The organism is Streptomyces pyxinicus (assembly GCF_024753135.1).
Lineage (GTDB): Bacteria > Actinomycetota > Actinomycetes > Streptomycetales > Streptomycetaceae > Streptomyces > Streptomyces pyxinicus.
The window spans coordinates 14,776-37,070 of record NZ_JANUGP010000002.1 but is presented as its reverse complement, the minus strand read 5'-3'; the positions used below and the strand labels follow the sequence as shown (position 1 = coordinate 37,070).

The window sequence follows — 22,295 nt, the reverse complement described above, 5'->3', positions numbered from 1 at the left end:
GCTCCTTGCTCGGGAAGGTGGAGGCCCTGGGACGGCGGAACCCGGGAGTACGACAGGCGCCCCGGGCCTTGTCGGCCCGGGGCGCCTGGGAAGTCGCTTGGCTCAGCTCAAGCGGCACGACCATGGCAGCCGGCGGGCCGGGTGCCATAGGTAAAGAGGAAGGTCGAGTGCGCGAGCATGCCGCCAGTATGCCACGGCCCGCTGCCGCCGACGGAGGAAGCGCGGCCACCCGCACCGTTAGACTCGGTAGCACAGACCCCCGCCCGACCACCAGAAGGCACCCCGTGTCATCAGCGACTTCCACTGCCGCCACCCCCGACACCGTTCTGGTCGTGGACTTCGGCGCGCAGTACGCCCAGCTCATCGCCCGTCGCGTCCGCGAGGCGCGGGTCTACAGCGAGATCGTGCCGAGCACCATGCCGGTCCCGGAGATGCTCGCCAAGAACCCCGCGGCGATCATCCTCTCCGGCGGCCCCTCGTCCGTGTACGAGGAGGGCGCCCCCCGCCTCGACCGCGCGCTCTTCGAGGCCGGCGTCCCCGTCTTCGGCATGTGCTACGGCTTCCAGCTGATGGCGCAGATCCTCGGCGGCACCGTCGACAACTCCGGCGCCCGTGAGTACGGCCGCACCGACCTGCACGTCTCCCGGAACTCCTCCACCCTCTTCGAGGGCACCCCGGCCGAGCAGCACGTGTGGATGTCGCACGGCGACGCCTGTTCCGCCGCCCCCGAGGGCTTCACCGTCACCGCGTCCACGGACGTCGTCCCGGTCGCCGCCTTCGAGAACGACGAGCGGAAGCTCTACGGCGTCCAGTACCACCCCGAGGTCATGCACTCCACGCACGGCCAGCAGGTGCTGGAGCACTTCCTCTACCGTGGTGCCGGCCTGGAGCCCACCTGGACCACCGGCAACGTGATCGAGGAGCAGGTCACCGCGATCCGTGAGCTGGTCGGCGACAAGCGCGCGATCTGCGGTCTGTCCGGCGGCGTGGACTCCGCCGTCGCCGCCGCCCTCGTCCAGAAGGCCATCGGCTCCCAGCTCACCTGCGTCTACGTCGACCACGGCCTGATGCGCAAGGGCGAGACCGAGCAGGTCGAGAAGGACTTCGTCGCCGCCACCGGCGTGCAGCTGAAGGTCGTCGACGCCGAGCAGCGCTTCCTGGACGCCCTCAAGGGCGTCTCGGACCCCGAGGAGAAGCGCAAGATCATCGGCCGTGAGTTCATCCGCGTCTTCGAGCAGGCGCAGGTCGAGATCATCGCCGACGCGGGCCCCGCCGTGGAGTTCCTGGTCCAGGGCACCCTCTACCCGGACGTGGTCGAGTCCGGCGGCGGCACCGGCACCGCCAACATCAAGTCGCACCACAACGTCGGCGGTCTGCCCGAGGACCTTGAGTTCCGGCTGATCGAGCCGCTGCGCCAGCTGTTCAAGGACGAGGTCCGCATGGTCGGCCAGGAACTGGGCCTGCCGGAGGAGATCGTCCAGCGCCAGCCCTTCCCCGGCCCCGGCCTCGGCATCCGCATCGTCGGCGAGGTCACCAAGGAGCGCCTCGACCTGCTGCGCGACGCCGACGCCATCGCCCGCGAGGAACTGACCGCGGCCGGCCTGGACCGCGACATCTGGCAGTGCCCGGTGGTCCTGCTCGCCGACGTCCGCAGCGTGGGCGTCCAGGGCGACGGCCGCACCTACGGCCACCCCATCGTGCTGCGCCCGGTCTCCTCCGAGGACGCCATGACCGCCGACTGGTCCCGGCTGCCCTACGACGTCCTCGCCCGGATCTCCACCCGCATCACCAACGAGGTCCGCGACGTCAACCGCGTCGTGCTCGACGTCACCTCGAAGCCGCCGGGCACCATCGAGTGGGAGTAGTCCCGCCCGCTCAGGTCCGCCGGAGAGTGCGCACCGGCTCTCCGGGCCTCCAGAACTGGACGACGAGGTAGGTCTCGTCCTCGACGAAGGTCCGCACGACCTCCGTCAGCTCGGTGCGGAAGAGGTGGAACGGCCCCGGCGGTTCCACCTCTTCGGCGTACGCGGCCTTCACCGCGCCGTCCTCGACCTCGTACGCGCGCCCGGCGATCCGTACGTCCCCACCGCTCATGTCCGTCCCCGCCCCCGGGTTGGCCTGGAGCGTGAAGCGCGGGTCGCGCAGCAGGTCCCGGGCCTTGTGGGAGTCCGGCATCATGCCGAGCCACAGCTCCCCGTCCCGGAACTGCACCTCCAGGCCGCTGGTGCGCGGCGAACCGTCCGCGCGCAGGGTCGCGAGGACGTGGTGCCGGTGGGCGCCGAAGCGCTCCTCGGTGAACGCCGCCAGCTCGGGTGCGGCGATGGTGAAAGCTGCCCAGTTCATGCCCACCAGCCTCGCGGCCAATACCGACATCCTCTGTCGGGTATGCGGAACGGAGGTCATCTTCACGGAAATCAGGACCGCTGTACGGATCAGGACTGCCCTTTCCCGCTGGACCGGCGGTAACTTCCGCCAGGTACGACCATCTGCACGCTGGAGGACCTATGCACGGGCCGACCCCGCCCCTGCCGTTGCCCACCGATCAGCTGCGGTTCGCCATGCCGCCGATGCACGACTCGGTCGAGGACGAACGCCGGCACCGCAAGGAACGTCTCGCCGGTGCCCTGCGGATCTTCGGGCGCAACGGCTTCGAGGAGGGGGTCTCCGGGCACATCACCGCCCGCGACCCGGAGTTCTCCGACTGCTTCTGGGTCAACCCCTTCGGCATGCCGTTCCGGCACGTCACCGTCAGCGACCTCGTCCTCGCCAACCAGGACGGGCAGGTCGTCGAGGGCCGCTACCACGTCAACCAGGCCGCCTTCGCCGTGCACGCCCAGGTGCACGCCGCCCGCCCCGACGTCGTCGCCGTCGCCCACTGCCACTCCGTGCACGGCCGCGCCCTCGCCGCGCTCGGCGACCTCATCGACCCCATCACCCAGGAGAGCTGCGCCTTCTACGAGGACCTGGCCCTCTACGACGCCTACAGCGGAGTCACCATCAACGCCGAGGAGGGCCGCCGGATCGCGGCGCAGCTCGGCTCCCGCAAGGCGCTCGTCCTGCGCAACCACGGCCTGCTCACCGTCGGGGACTCGGTGGACGCGGCGGCCTGGTGGTTCCTGTCCCTGGAGCGGTCCTGCCAGGTCCAGCTGATGGCCAAGGCGGCCGGCCGACCGGTCCTCATCGACCACCGCCAGGCCGTCACCACCCGGGAACAACTCGGCGGCGACCTGGTGGCCTGGATCAACTACCAGCCCCTGTGGCAGGACATCAGCCGCAGCGAACCGGACCTGCTGAGCTGAGCCTTTCGGCCGGACCGGGGTCGTCGGGGTGCGACGGGCCGGTGTTGGGTGCGGAGCCGGGGCGTGCCGGTCCATGGGTAGTGGGTATCGGGCGGGGCGTGCCGGGCCGGTGGGTGCCGGGTGGGGTGTGCCGACCGATGGGTCCCGGGCGGGGGTATGCCGGGGCAGCGTGTACCGGGTGCCGGGTGCCGGGTGCCGGGTGCCGGGTGCCGGGTGCCGGGTGCCGGGTGCCGGGTGCGGGGTGCGGGGTGTGCCGGGCCGGTGGGTGTCGGGTGGTGGGCCGGCTTCCGTGGCGGGCAGGTCCCGCCCGCACACGGTCTCGCGTGCGCCGGTGCCGGAGGGCCCGGTCAACCGCGCGGCCCCCGCTTCACCCCCGATGACCCGGACCGGCGTCCGCCAGGCCCCCATGTAGGGCACAATGCGCTCTCGTCGCAGGGGAGTTGCACGGCTCCGGCCCGCCCGTCCCGGGTGCGGTGCCGGCCGCCGTGCCGAAAGGTCGCGGGAAGGCGGGCGTCGGGCGTGGCGGTGCAGGAAGCGAGAGGGGGCGTGGGCCCGGACGGGGTCCACGAGGGCGGCTGCACCTGCGGGGACTGTCCGCACGGCGCCCGTGAGGGACATCGGCGGGCCGTCGCCGCGTTCCTGCGCCGACGGGACGAGTTCGCCGCCGGGGAGGGACTGCCGACGGCCGTGGCGCACTCGGCCTCGGCGTCCCGCCAGTGGGTGTCCGAGGAACTGACCCAGCACGCGGAGGCCGTCGCCGAGCGCGGCCGGACGGAGGGCGTCGCCTGGTTCGCCCGGCTGTGGCCCCGGACGGTGTGCGTGGTGTGGGGCGCGGTCACCGCGCTGCTGCTGGCCGAGGCGCTCACCGCGATCGGCACCGGATGGACCGACGCCCGCACGGCGGCCCTGCTCGCCGCGCTGGCCGTCGCCGGCGCGCTGACCGCCGCCGGCCGGCTGCACCGGACGCGCGGTGGAGTGCTCGCGCCGGTCATCGGCGAGGACAACCGCATGTCCACCTCGCGCACCGTCGCCGCCTGCTGGGTGCTGTTCGTCGCCTACGCGGTCCTGCTGTTGGCCGCCCGTCTCGCCGCCGCCTCCGGCCATACCGAACGTGACGCGCTGATCGCCGGGCTCGACCTCGCGCGCGGCGCCGGCGTGGTGACCGTGCTGTTCGTGGTGAGCGGCATCGCCGTCCTCGTCCGCAGGGTGGTGGGCCTGCGTGTCCTCGCCCAGCGGCTGCAGAAGGTGCCCGCGCACCGGCCGCACGCCGCCGACCTGCTCACCGACGACTCCGGCCGGGGCGCCTTCACCGACATCCAGTACGTCGTCGTCAGCGCCGTCGCCCTCGTCTTCGCCGCTGTCCGGCTCGCCCGCCGGCCCTACCAACTGCCCGACCTGCCCTGGGGTCTGGCCGTCATCGTCCTGATCTCGTCCGCGACCTACCTGGCCGGCAAGTACGCCGAGGGCGGCCGTCCGGTTGTCCTCTCCGTGGTCCGCGCCCGGGAACCCGGCGACCTGGACGGGCCGATCCGCACCGGTGACGACATCGAGATCCGGGGTTCCGGCTTCGTGCCGCCCGGCGCCCATGGTGCCGACCGGCTCTCCCGCCTGGTCGTCCGCATCGGCACGGTCGACGTGCACGTCCCGCTCGTCCCCGTCCCGGGCGGCTTCCGCAACCCCACCGACACGGTCCTGACGGTGCCGGTACCGGCCGAGGTCGAACCCGGCTCGGCGGAGGTCCAGGTGGTGACGGCGGCGGGGGTGGCCACCAATCGGTGCATCGTCACGGTGACCGAGTGAAGGGGGCGAGACTCCGGGGCAGGGGCGAGGCTCCGGGGCAGGGGTGGGGTGGAGGCGGAGGGGCGGCGCGGAGCCTCGGCGAACTCGGCGGGCGGGCCGGGCAGGTGACGCACCGGCCGGGATGGCGGGACAGGTGACCCACGCAGGGACATGAGACCCAGGGCCAGGTGACCCGTGCAGGTGACTCGCGGCCGTCGCGCCGCTGGCAGGAAGACCCGAAATCCGGAAAATCATTCGGGAGAGGATTGAACGGGGCCGTCACGCCATACGTATGGACTGACGAGGCGGCATGGCGCGGGCGAGAGGCGGCTGGCAGCGATGACTCACGGCATTCGGACGGACACCCGCACCACCCGGCTGGACGGCCACCGAGGCCTGCGCGACACCGCCGCCCACTACGCCCTGCTGCCGCTGCGCCTCTTCCTCGGCGTCACCTTCGGCTACGCCGGCCTGGACAAGCTGACCGACAGCGCCTTCATGAAGGCCTCCGGCGCCGGCTCCATCGGCGAGACCATGCGCGCGGCCAAGGAGTCCGCCGCCATCCCCGCCCTGATCGACCTGGCCCTCAAGAGCCCGGTCGGCTTCGGCTACGCCATCGCCCTGGGCGAACTGGCCGTCGGTGTCGGCATCCTGGTCGGGCTGCTGGGCCGGCTGGCCGCGCTCGGCGGCGCGCTGATCTCCCTCAGCCTGTGGCTGACGGTCAGCTGGGCGACGAGCCCCTACTACTACGGCAACGACCTCGCCTACCTGATGGCGTGGCTCCCCCTGATCCTCGCCGGCACCCCCTACCTGTCCCTGGACGCCGCCTGGCGCTCACGCCGCCGGCACTCGGTCGGCTACCACTATTGAGGTGTCAAAGAGCTGTGACGCCACATGCGCCGGGCGCCCGGAGGCGGTGACGCCTCAGGTGCCGCCCCGGTCCCGGACCGCGCGGGCCACCGCCGCCACGACCCCGGAGAGACAGAGACCGCCCACCACCAAAGGGGCTCCCACGAACCACGGGGTGTCCCACAGGCCGCCCGAGTCGCCCGCGTACACGGCACCGGCGGCGGTCAGGAAGAGCCCGGCGACCAGCTTCCCGGGCTGGAACTCATGACGCAGCACGGCTGACCTCCACCTGCCCCGCGCCGACCCCTAGGGTGAGGTCCAGTGTGCCCGAGGCCTCGGCACCCTTGGCCGGTGTCAGGGTCACCTCCTTGTGCTTGCCCGGCTGCACGTCCACGTCCTTTCTGTTGTCACCGGGCAACCGGATGTCGCCCACTCCCACGTCGATGCTCATCCGCACGGTCAGGTCCGGCGGCACGACGACCTTCAGACTGCCCGCGCCCACATGGGCGCTCGTGGCTATCTCCCGGCCCTCGGCCGGCCGCACCCGGGACAGGTCCAGGGTGCCCCGGCCGGTGCCCAGTTCGTACGTGGGCCGCAGTTGCGCCGTCGCCGCCGGCCGCCACGACGTGTCCCGCCAGTGCGTGGTGATGTCCTTCGGCATGGCCGACGCCCCGGCCAACAGGGCCGCCGTGACGAGGGCGAGGAACACCGTCCCGGCGCCGGTGCGGCCCAGGAACGCGCTGACGGCGACGCCCAGTCCGAACACCGCGAGCGCACACGCCAGTCCGGCCTGGAGGCTGGTGCCCAGCGGGTGTGTGCTCCAGGTCAGTCCGGTGCCCAGTCCGCCCGCCACCAGCGCCAGCAGGAACACCCAGCCGCCGATCCAGCGCGGGCCGGGCGGTCTCGCCGGCGGGGCCTTCGGCGGCGGCACGGCGCCCGGGTGCGTCCAAGGAGTGGCGATGCCGACATCGAGGGCCGAGACCAGGTCCGGCTGCCGGGCGTCGCCGGGACCCCACAGATAACCGGTGTCGCCGACATGGGTGCCGTCCTTGACTATGGGGTCCCGCCACCACGACGGGAAGTACGTGGAGACCGGCGGCGCCTGGGCCTCCGGCGGGGCGTCGGCGGCGGCCTGCGCGGCGAGCGGGTCGGGATCCGGGGCACCGCGCCGGCGCGACCAGTACCCGGCGCCCGCCAGCAGCAGGGAGAGCACCACGGCGAAGGTCAGCATCCCGCCGTTTCTCAGCATGGTCAGGAAGATCCCGCAGCCGACCAGGGCGAACAGCACCGCGGCCAAGGCTTGGCCGTCGACCCGGCCGGTCAGCAGCCTGCGGACCTCGTTCTCCTCCTCGTCCGCGTACGGCACGAGGAGCCAGACGAAGCCGTAGAAGATGAGGCCGATGCCGCCGGTCGCCGACAGCACGGCCAGGGTGATCCGGAAGATCACCGGGTCCATGTCGGTCTGCCGGCCGAGTCCCGCGCACACACCCGCGATCAGCTTGTGCCGGCGGTCGCGCCGGAACCGATGCGGTGCCGGTGCCCCGGCGGTGCCGAGTGTCGGCTCGTGCTCGGACTCCCCGCTCTGTTCTCGCTCGTGCCGGTGGGCGTGGGTGTCCGTGCCGGCCGCCCCCGTCCCCGGTGTCGCGGCGGGCCCGGCATCCGTCGGCCCGGTGCCCGGTGCCGGGCGGGGGCCGGTGCCGGATCCCGGACCCGTCGCGGCGTGCTCGTGATCCGTCATGCGTTCCATGGTGACGGCCCGGCCCTCGCCGCGGCAGTCGGGACGACCCTGGGCGAACCCTGAAATCGGCCCTGACAGGGAGCGGGGAAGTGTTCGAGCCTCCGCGGACCGCCGGGTTCCGGGGCTCCCCGAGCCGACCCTGGCGAAGATCAGGGGCGTCTCCGGGACCGACCCTGATGCCCGGCCCCTCCGGCCGTGTGACCATCGTTGGCATGCCGGAAGCCGCAAGCCTGCCACTCGAAGACCCGCGGCCGCCGCGCAAGCTCTACCGCAGCAGCGACGGACGCTGGCTCGGCGGGGTGGCGCGGGGCCTCGCCGGGCACCTCGGGCTGCCCGTCGTCTGGGTGCGGCTCGTCTTCGTCGGCCTGTTCATGGCGGACGGCCTCGGAGCGCTGCTGTACGCCGCGTTCTGGTTCTTCGTGCCCCTCGGCATCGGCGGTGTGGGCGACCAGAAGCCGCCGACGCTGGTCGGCACGGAGACCTTCCCGGACGGCCGCCGCAGACTGGTGGCCCGCAAACCGGACCGGGGACAGATCGTCGCGCTGCTCCTCATGGTCGTCGTGTCGGTCGTCTTCGTGAGCAGCGTCAACCTGGGCAGCGCGGCCAAGGCCTACCTGCTGCCCACCGTCCTGGTCGCGGCCGGTGTCGCCCTGGTCTGGCGGCAGGCGGACAACGCCCGCCGGGCACGCTGGGTCGAGGTCGGCCGGCGCCGCCGCACGCTCACCCTGGTCCGCGCGGCCGGCGGTGTCCTGCTGGTAACGGCCGGTGCCACCGCGATCTTCGTCCTGCAAGGGTCGGCCGCTCATCTCGGCGCGGTGCTGCAGGCCGCCCTCGCGGTCCTCGTCGGTATCACGCTGCTCGCCGGCCCCTATCTGGTCCGTATGACGCAGGACCTGTCCGAGGAGCGCCTGATGCGTATCCGCGCCCAGGAGCGGGCGGAGGTCGCCGCGCACGTCCACGACTCGGTGCTGCACACCCTCACCCTGATCCAGCGCAACGCGGAGAACGCGGGCGAGGTTCGCCGCCTCGCCCGCGCCCAGGAGCGGGACCTGCGCACCTGGCTGTACAAACCGGAGGGCACCGGCAAGGCCGAGGCCGACGAGCCGGACACCGTCGCGGAGGCGGTGCGGCGCAACGCCGCGGAGGTGGAGGACAAGCACGGTGTGCCCATCGAGGTCGTCATAGTCGGCGACTGCCCCTTGGACGAGGGGACCGCGGCGCAGATGCAGGCGGCGCGCGAGGCGATGGTGAACGCCGCCAAGTACGGTGGCGAGGGCGGCGCCGTGCAGGTCTACGCCGAGGTCGAGGGGAGGGCGGTGTTCGTGTCCGTGCGCGACCGCGGGCCGGGCTTTGACCTCGATTCCATACCCGCCGACCGCATGGGCGTCAGAGAATCGATCATCGGCCGCATGGAGCGCAACGGCGGCACGGCCCGGCTGCGGGCGGTGCCGGGCGGCGGCACGGAGGTCGAGCTGGAGATGGAGAGGGCGGAGAAGACGTCATGAGCGACGCGACCGAGGGGAACGGCACGCCGGCAGCGGCGGAGACGGCCGGGCGGCACGTCAGGGTGGTGCTTGTGGACGACCACCGGATGTTCCGGACCGGCGTCCAGGCCGAGATCGGCCAGACCGCGCAGACCGGTGTCGAGGTGGTCGGAGAGGCGGCGGACGTCGACCAGGCCGTCACGGTCATCACCGCGACCCGGCCCGAGGTGGTCCTCCTGGACGTGCATCTGCCGGGCGGCGGCGGGGTCGAGGTGCTGCGCCGGTGCGCCGCGCTGACCGCCGACGCCGAGCGGCCGGTGCGCTTCCTCGCGTTGTCCGTGTCGGACGCGGCCGAGGACGTGATCGGGGTGATCCGGGGCGGTGCGCGCGGTTACGTCACCAAGACGATCACGGGCGCCGACCTGGTGGACTCGATCTTCCGGGTGCAGGAGGGCGACGCCGTCTTCTCCCCCCGGCTGGCGGGGTTCGTCCTGGACGCCTTCGCCTCCACCGACGCCCCGCCCGTGGACGAGGACCTGGACCGTCTCACCCAGCGCGAGCGCGAGGTGCTGCGGCTGATCGCCCGGGGCTATGCCTACAAGGAGATCGCCAAGCAGCTGTTCATCTCGGTGAAGACGGTCGAGTCCCATGTCTCGGCGGTGCTGCGCAAGCTCCAGCTGTCGAACCGTCACGAGCTGACGCGCTGGGCGACCGCGCGCCGTCTGGTCTGACGCCTCGTCCGCGACTCGGTGGGCACGTGCCGGCCAGGGCCCTCGCGGCCTGGAGGGGGAGCGACCGGGACCAGCGCGTCCGGCGGTGCCGATCCTGTGCGGACCGGGTCCCGGATCGTGGCGAGAGCGGCCTCGTCGACCTGCTTCGCGGCGGAGTGCCCCCGGGTTGTCCGTCAGCGGCCGGGCTGGAGGGTGGAGGCGTCGGCCACCACGGGCGGCTCGTCGCCGTCGAGCGTGTGGCCGTCCGACGGCGTGGGCTCAGCGGGCGATCTCCTGCTGCGACCCGACGACGACACCGAAGAGGTCGGCGATGGTGGCGAGGGCGCTGTAGTGCACCTGGCGGGCGTCCAGGTCGGTGCCCGCCATCGGCAGCGACCGGGTCGCGGTGGCGTCGGCGACGACGGTGGGCCGGTTGCCGCGCAGGAACGCGCCCTGCGCCGTGAACGCCACGCACATGTGGGTCATCCAGCCGGCGATGATGACGTCCTGCCCCTCCGGGACATGGGTGTCCAGGTCGGTGCCGTGGAAGGCGTCCGGGGTCTGTTTGACGACGACGGGCTCGCCGTCGGCGGGGGCGACGCGGGAATGGATCCGGCCGATCTCGGCCCGGATGTCGTACGGGGTGCCCGCGCCGCCGTCGTTGATCACGTGCACGACCTTCGTGCCGGCCGCGCGGGCCCGAGCCAGCAGTTCGGCCGCGGCGTCGAGGGAGGCCTCCCAGCCGTCCAGCTCCATCACGCCCCGGGTGTAGGTGTTCTGGAAGTCGATCAGGAGCAGTGTCGAGCCGGTGAGCGTGGCCGGGGTCTCGTCGAAGCCGTTGAGCCGGCGCAGGGTCGTACGGGACATGGGTGTGCCGCCTTCGGAGGTGGGGTGGGTTCCGCTGCCCGGCCGGTGCGGTGGGCCGGGCTGCGGATCACCACGCTATGCACCCCGCCTCGTGTCGGCAATGACGGCTAACATGCAGATACAGACATGCCGTTGGCGTGAGGGGGAAGCGTGCCGGGCAGCATCAGACGGCTCATCGTCATCGTCCTCTTCGACGGCGTGGACCTCCTCGACGTCACCGGGCCGCCGGAGGTGTTCGCCCTGGCCCGGCGGGAGACGAACGACGCCGCGGGGTACGAGGTCCTGCTGGCGGCCGAGTCCACGGACCCGGTCACCACCGGCGCGGGCGTCCGCGTCCTGCCGGACGTCACCTTCGAGCAGGCCGCCAGACGCCGTATCGACACGCTCGTCGTCCCCGGGGCGGTCGAGGTCGACAGTGAGCGCCGCGTGCACCCGCTGGTCGATCCCGTGGTCGTCACCTGGGTGAAGACCCTGGCCGGCACCACGGACCGGATCGCCTCGGTGTGTGTCGGCGCCCATGTCCTCGCCGCCGCCGGCCTGCTGGACGGCAAGCGCGCCACCACCCACTGGTCGACCGCGCCCCGACTGGCCGCCGACCACCCGGCCGTCGAGGTCGACGCGGACCCGATCTTCATCCGCGAGGGCAACATCTGGACCGGCGCGGGGATCAGCGCCTGTCTCGACCTGTCCCTCGCCCTCGTCGCCGAGGACCTCGGTGAGGCCGTGGCCCTGCGGGTGGCCCGGCAACTGGTGATGTACCTCAAACGACCCAGCGGGCAGAGCCAGTTCAGTGTGCCGCTGGAGCAGGTCTCCGCCACCCGGCGCATCGAGGACCTGCGGCAGTACATCCTGTGCCACATCGCCGAACCGCTCACCATCGCCGCCATCGCCGCACACGCCCACGTCAGCGACCGGCATCTGACCCGGCTGTTCAAGTCCGAGCTGGGCATGACCCCGTACGCCTACATCGAGTCCGTCCGCGTCGAGAAGGCGCGCGGCGAACTGGAGACCACCGACGCCACTCTCGAACGGGTCGCCGCCGTGTGCGGGTTCGGCACGACGGACACCCTGGTACGAGCGTTCCGCCGGCGCCTGGACACCACGCCGACGGAGTACCGCCGCAGGTTCCGGACCCCGCGGATGGGCTGACGGCACCTCACGCGACCCGGGCCGCGCCGGCGAACGGCATCTCGTCGACCGGCGCCAGCCGCACCGGGGCCGACGGGTTGGGGGCGTGGATCATCTGGCCGTGCCCGACGTAGAGGCCGACATGGCTGATCCCGGAGTAGAAGAACACCAGGTCACCGGGCTGGAGCGCGGAGCGGGCGACCCGGCGGCCCACGTTGATCTGGGCGTAGGTGGTGCGCGGCAGGGAGACGCCGGCCGAGCGGTAGGCGGCCTGGACGAGGCCCGAGCAGTCGAAGGCGTCGGGGCCGGTGGCGCCCCACACGTAGGGGCTGCCCAGCTTGGCGTAGGCGTAGGAGACGGCCGCCGCCGCGCGGGAGTTCGGGGCCACCGTGGACGCGTCCAGCGTCTGCCGGGCGCCGGCGGCCGAGCGGGAGGCGTGCGCGGCCGGGCTGCCGTCGCCGGTGACCGCGGCCCGCTGCCGGGGAGTGAGCCGGGCCAGCAGCCGCCGGGCCTCGGCGAGCTTGCCGGTGACGGTCTTCTTCTGCCGCCGCAGTTCGGCCTGCCGGGCGCGCAGGGACGTCAGCTCGACGCGCGCCGCACCGCGTAGCCGCTCGATCTCCCGGAGCTGCCCGCGCACCCGGGACACGGCGGCGGCCTGCCGGTCACCGGCCCGCTCGGCGAACGCGGCGCCGTCCAGATACCGGTCCGGGTCGCTGGACAGGGCCAGTTGCCAGGCCGGGTCGATGCCACCCGCGCGGTACTGCGCCGTCGCCACGGAACCGAGCGCGTCCCGGGCCGAGTTCAGCCGCTGCTGCTTGCGGGCGGCCTGGTCCTGCAGCGCGCTCACCCGCCGCTCGCCCGCGTCCGCCTGCTCCTTGGCCCCGTCGTACTTCTCGGTGGCCGCCTCCGCCTGCCGGTACAGCGTCTCGACCTTGGCCTTCACCTGCGCCGCCGTGAGCCGCGGCGCCGCCTGCCCCGTCCCGTCGAAGACCGTCGCGGTGGCCGCGCCGGCCAGGGCGAGCGTGGCGGCCGTACGGGCCGTATGGCCGCCGAGCGAGCGTTGCCGGGGCTTGCGGTGCGCTGCCACCTGGATCGTCCGTCCTTCCGGGACTCCTACGGCCGAGCGGTGCGGAGCCCGGCGGCGGCCCGCACGGGGGAGCGGGGCCGCCGCCGGGCCGTTCTCGGCGGAGGTGGCCGACCGCAGCCCCTGGTCCGGGCGGCGTTGGGGAGCCGGTCACCTGGGGGAGGACGCTAGAACGGACTGTGACGGTTCGGTAACGCGGTGTCCACAACTGGCTGTGGCGTGTCGAGTCGTGTCCGGGTGCGATCGGCTTGATCACGCTGGACCGCCGTCTTCACGTAGCGTGCTGACCGAAGCACGGAAATCGGGACCACTGGGAGTCGTGGGCTGCTATGGACCGCATGTGCGCGAGAGCCTCACGCTCCGTGACTCCGGCCTGCCGAAACGAGGAGCGTTCGGACCCTCGCACAGGGGCTCGGGCGCCCCTCGTTAGGCTCCAGCCCCATGGACGTACTCATCCACCTCTTCGTCGGCCTGCACATCGTCGGCATCGCCGCGTTGCTCGGTGGTTTCCTCACCCAGATGAAGGCCATAGGACAGGGCACCGCCCGCTTCGTCCCGGCCATGCTGCACGGTGCCGCGACGATGCTGGTCACCGGCGTGGTCCTGGTCGGCCTCAACCAGGCCCAGGACTACCCGGTCAACACCGTCAAGATCGGCGTCAAGCTGGCGCTGCTGATCGTGATCCTGGGACTGGTCTACGTCAAGCGGGACGACGAGCACGTCGACAAGAGCCTCTTCGGGCTGGTCGGCCTGCTGACGACGGTCAACATCTTCATCGCCGTCCTGTGGACCTGACGGTCACCCGGCGTTTTCGCCCGCGCGGACCGCGCGCACCGCACCGGCGGCCACCACGAGCCACGCCGCCACCGCCACCCACACCAGCACCTCTCCCGGCACTCTGAGCCAGGGCACGGGCAGCACGGCCGCGGCGGACAGGGTCGCCGCCGCCGTCATCCCCATCGGGAACACCGTCGACCACCGCCGGAAGTCGTAACCGGGGCGCGGCCGGAACGCCTCGGCCGCCAGCAGCAGGACATAGCCGGCCAGGGACAGCACGAGCAGCGCGCTCGTCACGAGGCGCAGGACGCCGCGGTCGTCGGCGTCCCACAGGTACATGCTCCCGTCGGCGGCGGCGAGCAGCTTCGACCCGGCCAGCGCCGAGATCGCCAGCGCCCCGCCCGCCACCCAGTGGTCCCCGGGGCCCTCCAGCACCTGCCGCCGGTCGAAACGGGTCAGAGCGAAGCCGTAGAGCAGCAGGCCCAGCCAGAACAGCACCAGCGCGGTGTGCGCGAGCCACGCCGTCTGCACCGCCGCGGCCAGGGTCGCCCCCAGCACCGCGAGCCCCTGCGTGGCCACGCAGCACAGGAACACCGAGCCCGGCATGAGGGCCCCGGCATGCCGTACGGCGAGGACGAGCAGCCCCGGCCAGAGCAGCGCGGCCAGCGCCAGCAGGACCCCGGCCGCGGTCTGCCCGCCCGCCAGGGAGAGGGCCGTGCCCAGTACGGTCGTCGCGGCGACGGCGGTCAGCGCGCCCGGACCGCGCGCCTCGGCCAGCCAGCGCGACCGCTCACCGACCAACCGCAGGACGAAGCCGGCGGCCAGTACCACCCAGGCACCGCAGGCCACCGCCAGCACCACCAGAGAGAGCGTCTCGGCGCCGGCCGACCGCAGGCCCACCGACACGATGCCGGTCGCCATGACGGCGGACCCGGCCACGGGAGAGCGCCCCGCCCACCACGCGCGCAGAGCTGAGATGCCGGGCATGCGCCGATGCTAGGCAGCCGGCCGCACCGGAACGGTCAGGGCACGCGCGCGTGGAGCACAAAAACGCCCTACGCGCGCGTGCCGGGCGGAACGGGGAGCCGTCGCCCGTCCGTCAGACCGGCCTGACCACCCGGTGGACGGCCGACTCGCCGCCGCGGTCCACGAGCGCCTCCCGGACGTACGCGCCCGGCCCCGGAGCGTGGATCATCGTCCCGTCACCCGTGCACAGTCCGACATGGCCGTCGTCCTCCCCGAAGAAGACCAGGTCACCGGGGCGGGCGTCGGCCACTGGCACCGGGGTGCCGGCGAAGGCCTGGTCCCGGGCGGCGCGCGGGAGCGTGACCCCGGCGGCCTTCCAGGCGGCCTGGGTGAGACCGGAGGCGTCGTAGGAGCCGGGCCCGCTGGCACCGCTCACGTACGGTCTGCCGAGCTGGGCGCGGGCGAAGGCGATCGCCTTCGCGGCCTTGGTGACCGGCCGGGCGGGCGATGCGGCGGCGTACGGCGCCGAAGCGGGCGCCGCGTGCCGGGGCCCGCCCCGCCCGGCCGACGGGGCCTCCTCGGCGGCCGGGAGCCGGGAAAGCAGCTCCCGCGCGGTGCCGAGCTTGCGCTGCACGGTGGCCTTCGCCGCCCGCACGTCGTAGGAGGACGAGCCGATCGTCGCGGCAGGGGAGAAGCCGTCCACCGCGTGGGACGAGCCGACTGTGCCGCCTTGAGATGGGCCGACCGTGCCGCCGTAGGGCGAGCCGACTGTGCGGCCGTGGGGCGAGCCGACCGTGGCGTCGTGGGACGAGCCGACCGTACGGCCGTGGGACGAGTCGACCGTGCCGCCGTAGGGCGAGCCGACCGTGCCGCCGTAGGGCGAGCCGACCGTACGGCCGTGGGGCGAGCCGACGGCTTCGGGGGACGTACCGGCAACCGGGCCGCCCTCGCGTGAGACGGAGCCCACGCCCGCACGCCGTACCCCGGCACGGGCGTCGTACGACGCGCCGACGGCGCCCGCCGGCAGGGCGCCCGCGTCCGTCGCGCCGTCACGCGGCGCGGGAATCCCCACCCGGGCACCGCGCGCTGCCTCGGGCGCCCCCGCGCCGCCGTCGTACCGCGAGGACGCGACCGGGTAGCCGCCGTACCGGCTAACCGCCCCGGTGTCCCCGGCGTCCCCGTCGTACCGGGTAACCGCCCCGGTGTCCCCGGCGTACCGCGGAACCGACCCCGCGCCCCCGCCGTACGCCGCGCCGGCCGGCGGCGTGTCCTGCGTCCTCCCCGCCGTCCTGCCCCGCTCGCCGCGTTCCGCCGCGTCCTTCACGCGGGAGGCCAGGCGGTTCAGCACGCTGCTGGGGGCGAAGTGGTCGCGCGGGAACTCGGCGAGCAGGGAGGCGGCCGAGTCCGGGTCGGCCGTGAGCGGCGCGCGCCCCTCCTGGCCTTCGCGCGCCTTGGCCAGCTGTCGCGCGCGCCGGGCCTCCTCTTGGGCCTGGTGCTGGACGCGCGCCCGCTGCCGGGCGGCGGGTTCCTCGTCCGGTGCCGCGTCGGCCTGGCGGTACAGCTCGTCGATCTTCCGCTCGATCTCCTCCAGGCTCGGCCGGCCGTCGTCGGCGGGCGCGGCCTCGGCCGCCTGGGCGGCGGAGGACTGGGACAGGACCGCCACGGAGGTGAAGGCGGCGGTGGCGAGGGCGGGGCCGCGCAGACCCGGTCCTCGGGTGCCGGCGGGGTGCTTGCGGTGCGACGCCAAGGGAGGCGACTCCTTCCAACGTGCCGCCTACCGGGTTAGCTGTCGGGTTCGGGCGGGTGGTTCGGAAGGGTTGCCCTACGGCGTCGTCCCGGGCGGGAGTCGGCCGATTCACCCCAGGATCGGTGGGTCCCCGGCTCCGGGCACCGCGCGGGCGCGCCGGACTCGGCGGAGGCCGTGCGGCCCGGCGACGTTCGCCGGTAGGGGGTCGTGCGGCCTGGAGGGAAACCTAGCCAACTCGTGTGTCTTCTGTGAAGGTTGGTGCGCGCTTTGTCCGATACATTTCCGTGACCTGCGGGAGGTTTCCCCTCCTCGTGAGCGGATGCTTTCGCAGCGTGAGGGCCTGATCGGGTCGCGCGGGGCGGACATCGAACGCCGTGCGAACCGGCCGGGTTGGGTGGACGGCGACCGGTTGTCGGTGGGGCCCCCTAGACTCGGAGAGCGATGAGCAGCCTCTTTGACGACAGCTTCCTGGCGGACCTCCAGCCCCCGCGCGGGCAGGAGGACGAGCACCCGCCGCCGCCCGAGGACGATCACACCCCGGAGCCGCTTCCGGACGATCTGTTCGGCGGGAAGTTCGACACGCCGCCGGACCGGGACACCCACTACCGCGACGGCGCGCCCCGCCCCGTGATCGACGCGGCGGCGCTGCTGGAGGGGCTCAACGAGAACCAGCGCGCGGCGGTCGTGCACGCCGGCTCCCCGCTGCTCATCGTGGCCGGCGCCGGCTCCGGCAAGACCCGGGTGCTCACCCACCGCATCGCCCACCTGCTGGCCGAGCGCCATGTGCACCCGGGCCAGATCCTCGCGATCACCTTCACCAACAAGGCCGCGGGCGAGATGAGGGAGCGCGTCGAGCAGCTGGTCGGCCCGCGCGCGGGCGCGATGTGGGTGATGACCTTCCACAGCGCGTGCGTGCGCATCCTGCGCCGGGAGAGCAAGAAGCTCGGCTTCACCTCGTCCTTCTCGATCTACGACGCCGCCGACAGCAAGCGCCTGATGGCCCTGGTCTGCCGCGATCTGGACCTCGACCCCAAGCGCTACCCGCCGAAGTCCTTCAGCGCCAAGGTCAGCAACCTGAAGAACGAGCTGATCGACGAGGAGGACTTCGCCGCCCAGGCCACCGACGGCTTCGAGAAGACCCTCGCCCAGGCCTACGCGCTCTACCAGTCACGACTGCGCGAGGCCAACGCCCTCGACTTCGACGACCTGATCATGACGACGGTCAACCTGCTGCGCGCCTTCCCGGACGTCGCCGAGCACTACCGCCGCCGCTTCCGGCACGTCATGGTCGACGAGTACCAGGACACCAACCACGCCCAGTACGCGCTGGTGCGCGAGCTGGTCGGCACCGGCGAGCGCGCCCCCGAGGACGCCGACGTGCCCCCGGGCGAGGCCGACCTGCCGCCCGCCGAGCTGTGCGTGGTCGGTGACGCGGACCAGTCGATCTACGCCTTCCGCGGCGCGACGATCCGCAACATCCTCCAGTTCGAGGAGGACTACCCGAACGCGACGACGATCCTGCTGGAGCAGAACTACCGCTCCACGCAGACCATCCTCAGCGCCGCCAACGCGGTCATCGAGCGCAACGAGTCCCGCCGTCCGAAGAACCTGTGGACCAACGCCGGCCACGGCGCCCGGATCACCGGCTACGTCGCCGACACCGAGCACGACGAGGCCCAGTTCGTCGCGGACGAGATAGACCGCCTCACCGATGCGGGCGACGCGAAGGCCGGCGACGTCGCCGTCTTCTACCGCACCAACGCCCAGTCCCGTGTCTTCGAAGAGATCTTCATCCGCGTCGGCCTGCCCTACAAGGTCGTCGGCGGCGTCCGCTTCTACGAGCGCAAGGAGGTCCGGGACGTCCTCGCCTACCTGCGGGTCCTCGCCAACCCGGAGGACTCGGTGCCGCTGCGCCGCATCCTCAACGTGCCCAAGCGGGGCATCGGCGACCGCGCGGAGGCGATGATCGACGCCCTCGCCCAGCGCGAGAAGATCAGTTTCCCGCAGGCGCTCAGGCGGGTCGACGAGGCGTACGGCATGGCCGCGCGCTCCACCAACGCCGTCAAGCGCTTCAACACGCTGATGGAGGACCTGCGCACGGTCGTGGAGTCCGGTGCCGGACCGGCGACCGTGCTGGAGGCCATACTCGAACGCACCGGGTACCTGGCCGAGTTGCAGAACTCCACCGACCCGCAGGACGAGACCCGCATCGAGAACCTCCAGGAACTCGCGGCCGTCGCCCTGGAGTTCGAACAGGAGCGCGCGGAGGGGGAGTCGGGCACGCTGGCCGACTTCCTGGAGCAGGTCGCCCTGGTCGCCGACTCCGACCAGATCCCGGACGAGGAGGACGGCGACGGCGTCATCACGCTGATGACCCTGCACACCGCCAAGGGCCTGGAGTTCCCGGTGGTGTTCCTCACCGGCATGGAGGACGGCGTCTTCCCGCACATGCGCGCCCTCGGCCAGACCAAGGAACTGGAGGAGGAGCGGCGCCTGGCCTACGTCGGCATCACCCGCGCGCGGGAGCGGCTGTACCTCACCCGGTCCGCGATGCGCAGTGCCTGGGGGCAGCCGTCGTACAACCCGCCCTCCCGTTTCCTGGAGGAGATCCCGGCCACCCATGTGGACTGGAAGCGCACGGGTGCGGCGGCGCCGGTGTCCTCCGGGCCGGCCTCGGGGATCGCGGCCTCGCTGTCCTCGTCCCGCTCGCGTTCCTCGGCTTCGGGCGCCTCCGGGTTCGCCACCCGGCGCACCTCGGAGAAGCCGGTGGTCTCGCTGGCCGTCGGGGACCGGGTCACGCACGACCAGTTCGGGCTCGGCACGGTCGTCGGCGTGAAGGGCACGGGCGCGAACACGGAGGCGACGGTCGACTTCGGCGACACCAAGCCGAAGCGCCTGCTGCTGCGGTACGCGCCGGTCGAGAAGCTGTAGCCGGCCGAGAAGCTGTGGCCGACCGCGAGGCTGTGGCCAGCCGAGACGCCGGAGAGTGAACGCGACGAGCCCCGCCGGAAGCGGAACCGGCGGGGCTCACTCGTCACGCACGAGGGGAGAGCGGGCTCAGGTCGGGTCGAGCCCGTGGCTGCGCAACCACGGCAGCGGGTCTATGGCCGCACCGCCCGCCGGCCGCACCTCGAAGTGCAGGTGCGGACCGGTGGAGTTGCCGGAGTTGCCGGAGTAGGCGACCGGCTGGCCCGCCTTGACGGTCGTACCGGAGGCCACCCGGTAGCTGGAGAGGTGGCAGTACCAGGTCTCCGTGCCGTCCTTGGCCGTCACGATCAGCATGTTGCCGTAGGCGCTGTTCCACTTGGTGGTGACGGTGCCGTCGGTGGCGGCCATCACCGTGGTGCCGTAGGAGACCGGGAAGTCGATGCCGGTGTGCACCGACATCCAGTTCACGCCCGCCTGGCCGAAGTAGGCGCTGAGCCCGCGCTGGGTGACCGGCAGCGCGAACTTGGGGCGCAGCCGCTCCTTCCGCGCGGCCTCCGCCGCCGCCTTCTTCGCCTCCTGCGCCTTCTGCGTCTTGAGGTCGATTCGTTCCTGGGTGCGGCTGGCCCGGTCGGCGAAGTCGTCGGCCCCGGCGGACAGCGTCTTGAGCTGGGAGTCCAGCCTGCTGTTGGCGGCCGACGGCTGCACCGCGTGGGCCTCCGAGGCGCTGGCGGTGGTCTCCGGGGAGTCGTTGGTCAGCGCGCTGACCGAGGCCGCCGCGATCCCGGCGACCCCCATCACACAGACCGAGGGCACCGCGACGGTCAGCAGCGCGGAGCGTTTGGCGGGCGTACGGCGCCGGGAGCGCGCCCCACCGCGTGCGCCCGCGCGAGGCACCGGGGCCGGGACCACTTCCTCCTGGCCGTCCAACAGCTCGGTCACGACGGGAAGTTCACCGGTGTCACCGGGCCCGCCCTCGATATCACCCTGGCCCGCCTCGAAGTCGAAGCCCTCGAAGCCGGTCTCCTCAAGGCCGGTTCCCGCGAAGCCGGTCTCCTCGTACGGCGCCTGCCCGAAGCCGGCTTCCTCGTACGACACCTGCTCGAAGGTGGCGGTGGCCTGCTGGTCGAACGGAACGGCCTCGGTCTCCGCGGTCACCGGGTGCCCGGCGGAGTTCCACTGCGTGGCGTCGTACGCGCCCGTGTCGAAGGCCTGGGTGCCCCACTCCCACTGCTGGGTGGCATCCGGCGCGGCGGCCTGGCCGGCCTGGCTCCAGGTGCCCGTGTCCCACTGGCCGCTGGTGTCGTTCGCGGTCGCCTGGGCCGGAACCGTCCAGGCGCCGGTGTCGTACGCGCCGGTGCCGTAGGCGGCCTGGTGCTGGGCCGCGTACGGGTCGTGCGGCGGGAATTGACCGGTTCCGGTCTGCCACTGCGTGGTCTCGTACGTGCCGGTGGCCGGGCCGTTGTCCGGGAGGCTGCCGAAGAGCGGGTCGGCGTGGAAGGCCGTGGCGTCGGCGGCGCCGCCAGGGAAACCGGTGGCGTCGTGGCCGCCCTGGGTGGTGAGGTCGTCGTACGAGACTTCCGGGGCCACGCCGTACTGCGCGTAGGGAGCGGAGGCGTCGGAAGCCGGAGCCGGGGTGGTCAGGGTCCCCGACGGGTGACGGTCGTTCACCAACTTCTCTTTCGCCTCGACAACAGGGGCTGCGAGAGCAGTGCGGCGACTGTACCCGGCGGTATGCGGGCGCGACAATCTTCGACCGGTTCCGCGCGGCCCGTAAACGGGCATTCGGCCGTGTTTCGGGGAACGGCGGGCGCGAGTTTGGCCTTGTGTTCGAAGACTGTTTGATTGTGAGAGGCGTCAGAGACGCCGTTCGGGTGCCCCGTCAGGCGACCGTCAAGCCTCCGGAACGCCGCTCGGCGGGCCCGGCTGGCTCCTCGGCGTCGAGAACCTCGCGTATCCCGGCCGCCACGGCGGGGTGCACGGGCAGGGCGAGGTGGCCGATACCGGTCACGCGGACGTTGCGCGCGTCGAGGTCGGGGTGCTCAAGGCAGGCCGTCTCCAGCGGGACCATCACCGAGTCCAGGTCGCTCCAGAAGCTGACGAACCGGGTACGGCAGCCGGGCGCCGGGCGAGCCAGCTCCGCGATCACCTCGGAGCCGGGCCGCATCTGGCGCACGATCGGGTGCGCGTCCGCCAGGCGTGCCACCCGGGTCCCGGAATGCGGGGTGCCCAGCGTGACCAGGGTGCGCACCCGCAGGTCACCGCCGAGACACTGCACGTAGTACCGGGCGATCAGGCCGCCGAGGCTGTGCCCGACGATGTCGATCCGGGTGCTGCCGGTGCGCTCGCAGATCTCCTCGACGTGCCGGGCGAGCAGTTCGGCGGCGGAGCGGATGTCACAGGTGAGCGGGGAGTAGTTGAGCGACTCCACCCGGCACCTGCCGTGCTGGGCCAGACTGCGGCGCAGCAGCACGAACACCGAACGGTTGTCGATGAACCCGTGCAGCAGCACCACCGGGGGACCGGGCCTGACCGGCAGCGGGACGGGCCCGTCGCCTGATCGCTCGGCCGGTGCGGGCGGGTCGCCGGGACCGCGCCGCTCCTGCACCAGGCCCGTCGGGTACAGCAGCAGGTGACCGGTGAGGATCGCGGCTTCCAGGGCGGTCGCCTTCAGCAGCGTCAGGGAGAGTCCGGCCAGTCTGCCGGGCCACAGACGGCGGCAGAGCGGGAGGAAGAGCGGCGGCAGCACTCCGGTGACCTTCATGGCCGACCTCCTGTCGGCACGCGGAAGGACGGCTCTGTCCCCCGTGTGCCTTGATGTCCCACCATGTGATTTCCCCCTCGCCGCGCACCGTAAAACCGCCGGTTGCGGGATGCTGGAGATAACGTTCGTTCACTTCGCGACGGGTGGCGGGTCGCACCGGAAGTGCGGTACTTGTCGT

At 72.8% G+C, this 22,295-nt stretch carries 17 protein-coding genes, 1 pseudogene and 1 riboswitch; of the genes and pseudogenes, 9 read left to right on the top strand and 9 right to left on the bottom strand.

What is annotated here, in order from left to right; all coding sequences use genetic code 11:
* Nucleotides 1–284: 284 nt before the first annotated feature.
* Nucleotides 285–1,865 (top strand): glutamine-hydrolyzing GMP synthase, encoded by a 1,581-nt coding sequence (guaA, locus tag NX794_RS02705; protein WP_258776444.1) that lies wholly within the window; start codon nucleotides 285–287, stop codon nucleotides 1,863–1,865.
* 10 nt (nucleotides 1,866–1,875) lie between these two features.
* Here the strand turns inward: guaA and NX794_RS02700 are convergent, their stop codons facing one another.
* Nucleotides 1,876–2,343, bottom strand: a complete 468-nt coding sequence (locus NX794_RS02700) for a pyridoxamine 5'-phosphate oxidase family protein (RefSeq protein WP_258776443.1) — start codon at nucleotides 2,341–2,343, stop codon at nucleotides 1,876–1,878.
* A 161-nt stretch (nucleotides 2,344–2,504) separates the two neighbouring features.
* Here NX794_RS02700 and NX794_RS02695 point away from each other — a divergent pair, with 161 nt between their 5' ends.
* The 3 genes from NX794_RS02695 (at nucleotide 2,505) to NX794_RS02685 (ending at nucleotide 5,948) form a co-directional block, all read left to right on the top strand.
* Nucleotides 2,505–3,299, top strand: coding sequence for a class II aldolase/adducin family protein (locus NX794_RS02695; protein ID WP_258776442.1), 795 nt, complete (start codon nucleotides 2,505–2,507; stop codon nucleotides 3,297–3,299).
* Nucleotides 3,300–3,818: 519 nt separating this feature from the next.
* Entirely contained in the window at nucleotides 3,819–5,099 is a 1,281-nt protein-coding gene (locus NX794_RS02690; protein WP_258776441.1) for a hypothetical protein, read from the top strand.
* A 318-nt stretch (nucleotides 5,100–5,417) separates the two neighbouring features.
* Nucleotides 5,418–5,948, top strand: coding sequence for a DoxX family protein (locus tag NX794_RS02685; RefSeq protein WP_258776440.1), 531 nt, complete (start codon nucleotides 5,418–5,420; stop codon nucleotides 5,946–5,948).
* Between the two features lie 54 nt (nucleotides 5,949–6,002).
* Here NX794_RS02685 and NX794_RS02680 read toward each other — a convergent pair whose 3' ends face one another.
* Together NX794_RS02680 and NX794_RS02675 are read right to left on the bottom strand one after the other, a co-directional pair.
* Nucleotides 6,003–6,203, bottom strand: coding sequence for a hypothetical protein (locus tag NX794_RS02680; RefSeq protein WP_258776439.1), 201 nt, complete (start codon nucleotides 6,201–6,203; stop codon nucleotides 6,003–6,005).
* A complete protein-coding gene (locus tag NX794_RS02675; RefSeq protein WP_258776438.1) occupies nucleotides 6,190–7,665 on the bottom strand; it encodes a PspC domain-containing protein in 1,476 nt (491 codons plus the stop codon). Before NX794_RS02675 ends, NX794_RS02680 begins: the two co-directional genes overlap by 14 nt.
* Nucleotides 7,666–7,877: 212 nt before the next feature.
* Between NX794_RS02675 and NX794_RS02670 the strand changes: the two genes are divergently transcribed.
* Both NX794_RS02670 and NX794_RS02665 read left to right on the top strand, forming a co-directional pair.
* The gene (locus NX794_RS02670; protein ID WP_258776437.1) at nucleotides 7,878–9,170 is read left to right on the top strand and encodes an ATP-binding protein; all 1,293 of its coding nucleotides are present in this window, start codon (nucleotides 7,878–7,880) and stop codon (nucleotides 9,168–9,170) included.
* Nucleotides 9,167–9,880 (top strand): LuxR C-terminal-related transcriptional regulator, encoded by a 714-nt coding sequence (locus tag NX794_RS02665; RefSeq protein ID WP_258776436.1) that lies wholly within the window; start codon nucleotides 9,167–9,169, stop codon nucleotides 9,878–9,880. Before NX794_RS02670 ends, NX794_RS02665 begins: the two co-directional genes overlap by 4 nt.
* Nucleotides 9,881–10,138: 258 nt before the next feature.
* Here the strand turns inward: NX794_RS02665 and NX794_RS02660 are convergent, their stop codons facing one another.
* On the bottom strand, nucleotides 10,139–10,726 hold the full coding sequence (locus tag NX794_RS02660) for an isochorismatase family protein (protein ID WP_258776434.1): 588 nt from the start codon (nucleotides 10,724–10,726) through the stop codon (nucleotides 10,139–10,141).
* Nucleotides 10,727–10,876: 150 nt separating this feature from the next.
* Between NX794_RS02660 and NX794_RS02655 the strand changes: the two genes are divergently transcribed.
* Nucleotides 10,877–11,875, top strand: coding sequence for a GlxA family transcriptional regulator (locus tag NX794_RS02655; RefSeq protein WP_258776433.1), 999 nt, complete (start codon nucleotides 10,877–10,879; stop codon nucleotides 11,873–11,875).
* A 7-nt stretch (nucleotides 11,876–11,882) separates the two neighbouring features.
* Here NX794_RS02655 and NX794_RS02650 read toward each other — a convergent pair whose 3' ends face one another.
* The gene (locus NX794_RS02650; protein WP_258776432.1) at nucleotides 11,883–12,941 is read right to left on the bottom strand and encodes a C40 family peptidase; all 1,059 of its coding nucleotides are present in this window, start codon (nucleotides 12,939–12,941) and stop codon (nucleotides 11,883–11,885) included.
* Nucleotides 12,942–13,379: 438 nt separating this feature from the next.
* Here NX794_RS02650 and NX794_RS02645 point away from each other — a divergent pair, with 438 nt between their 5' ends.
* Nucleotides 13,380–13,733, top strand: coding sequence for a hypothetical protein (locus NX794_RS02645; RefSeq protein ID WP_258776431.1), 354 nt, complete (start codon nucleotides 13,380–13,382; stop codon nucleotides 13,731–13,733).
* 3 nt (nucleotides 13,734–13,736) lie between these two features.
* On the opposite strand, the gene NX794_RS02640 is transcribed toward NX794_RS02645, so the two are convergent.
* A complete protein-coding gene (locus NX794_RS02640; RefSeq protein WP_258776430.1) occupies nucleotides 13,737–14,702 on the bottom strand; it encodes a tellurite resistance/C4-dicarboxylate transporter family protein in 966 nt (321 codons plus the stop codon).
* Nucleotides 14,703–14,814: 112 nt separating this feature from the next.
* Nucleotides 14,815–15,339: pseudogene (locus NX794_RS02635) on the bottom strand (C40 family peptidase); the annotation flags it as partial.
* A gap of 1,097 nt (nucleotides 15,340–16,436) precedes the next feature.
* A riboswitch (cyclic di-AMP (ydaO/yuaA leader) is annotated at nucleotides 16,437–16,606 on the bottom strand.
* A 263-nt stretch (nucleotides 16,607–16,869) separates the two neighbouring features.
* Here NX794_RS02635 and pcrA point away from each other — a divergent pair.
* Complete coding sequence (gene pcrA, locus NX794_RS02630) at nucleotides 16,870–19,359, top strand: DNA helicase PcrA (RefSeq protein WP_258776429.1); 2,490 nt, start codon at nucleotides 16,870–16,872, stop codon at nucleotides 19,357–19,359.
* A 126-nt stretch (nucleotides 19,360–19,485) separates the two neighbouring features.
* Here the strand turns inward: pcrA and NX794_RS02625 are convergent, their stop codons facing one another.
* Together NX794_RS02625 and NX794_RS02620 are read right to left on the bottom strand one after the other, a co-directional pair.
* Nucleotides 19,486–21,024, bottom strand: a complete 1,539-nt coding sequence (locus NX794_RS02625) for a M23 family metallopeptidase (protein WP_258776428.1) — start codon at nucleotides 21,022–21,024, stop codon at nucleotides 19,486–19,488.
* Between the two features lie 211 nt (nucleotides 21,025–21,235).
* Nucleotides 21,236–22,117 carry an esterase/lipase family protein gene (locus NX794_RS02620; RefSeq protein ID WP_258776427.1) on the bottom strand — a complete coding sequence of 294 codons (882 nt, stop codon included), beginning with the start codon at nucleotides 22,115–22,117 and terminating at the stop codon, nucleotides 21,236–21,238.
* Nucleotides 22,118–22,295 lie beyond the last annotated feature (178 nt).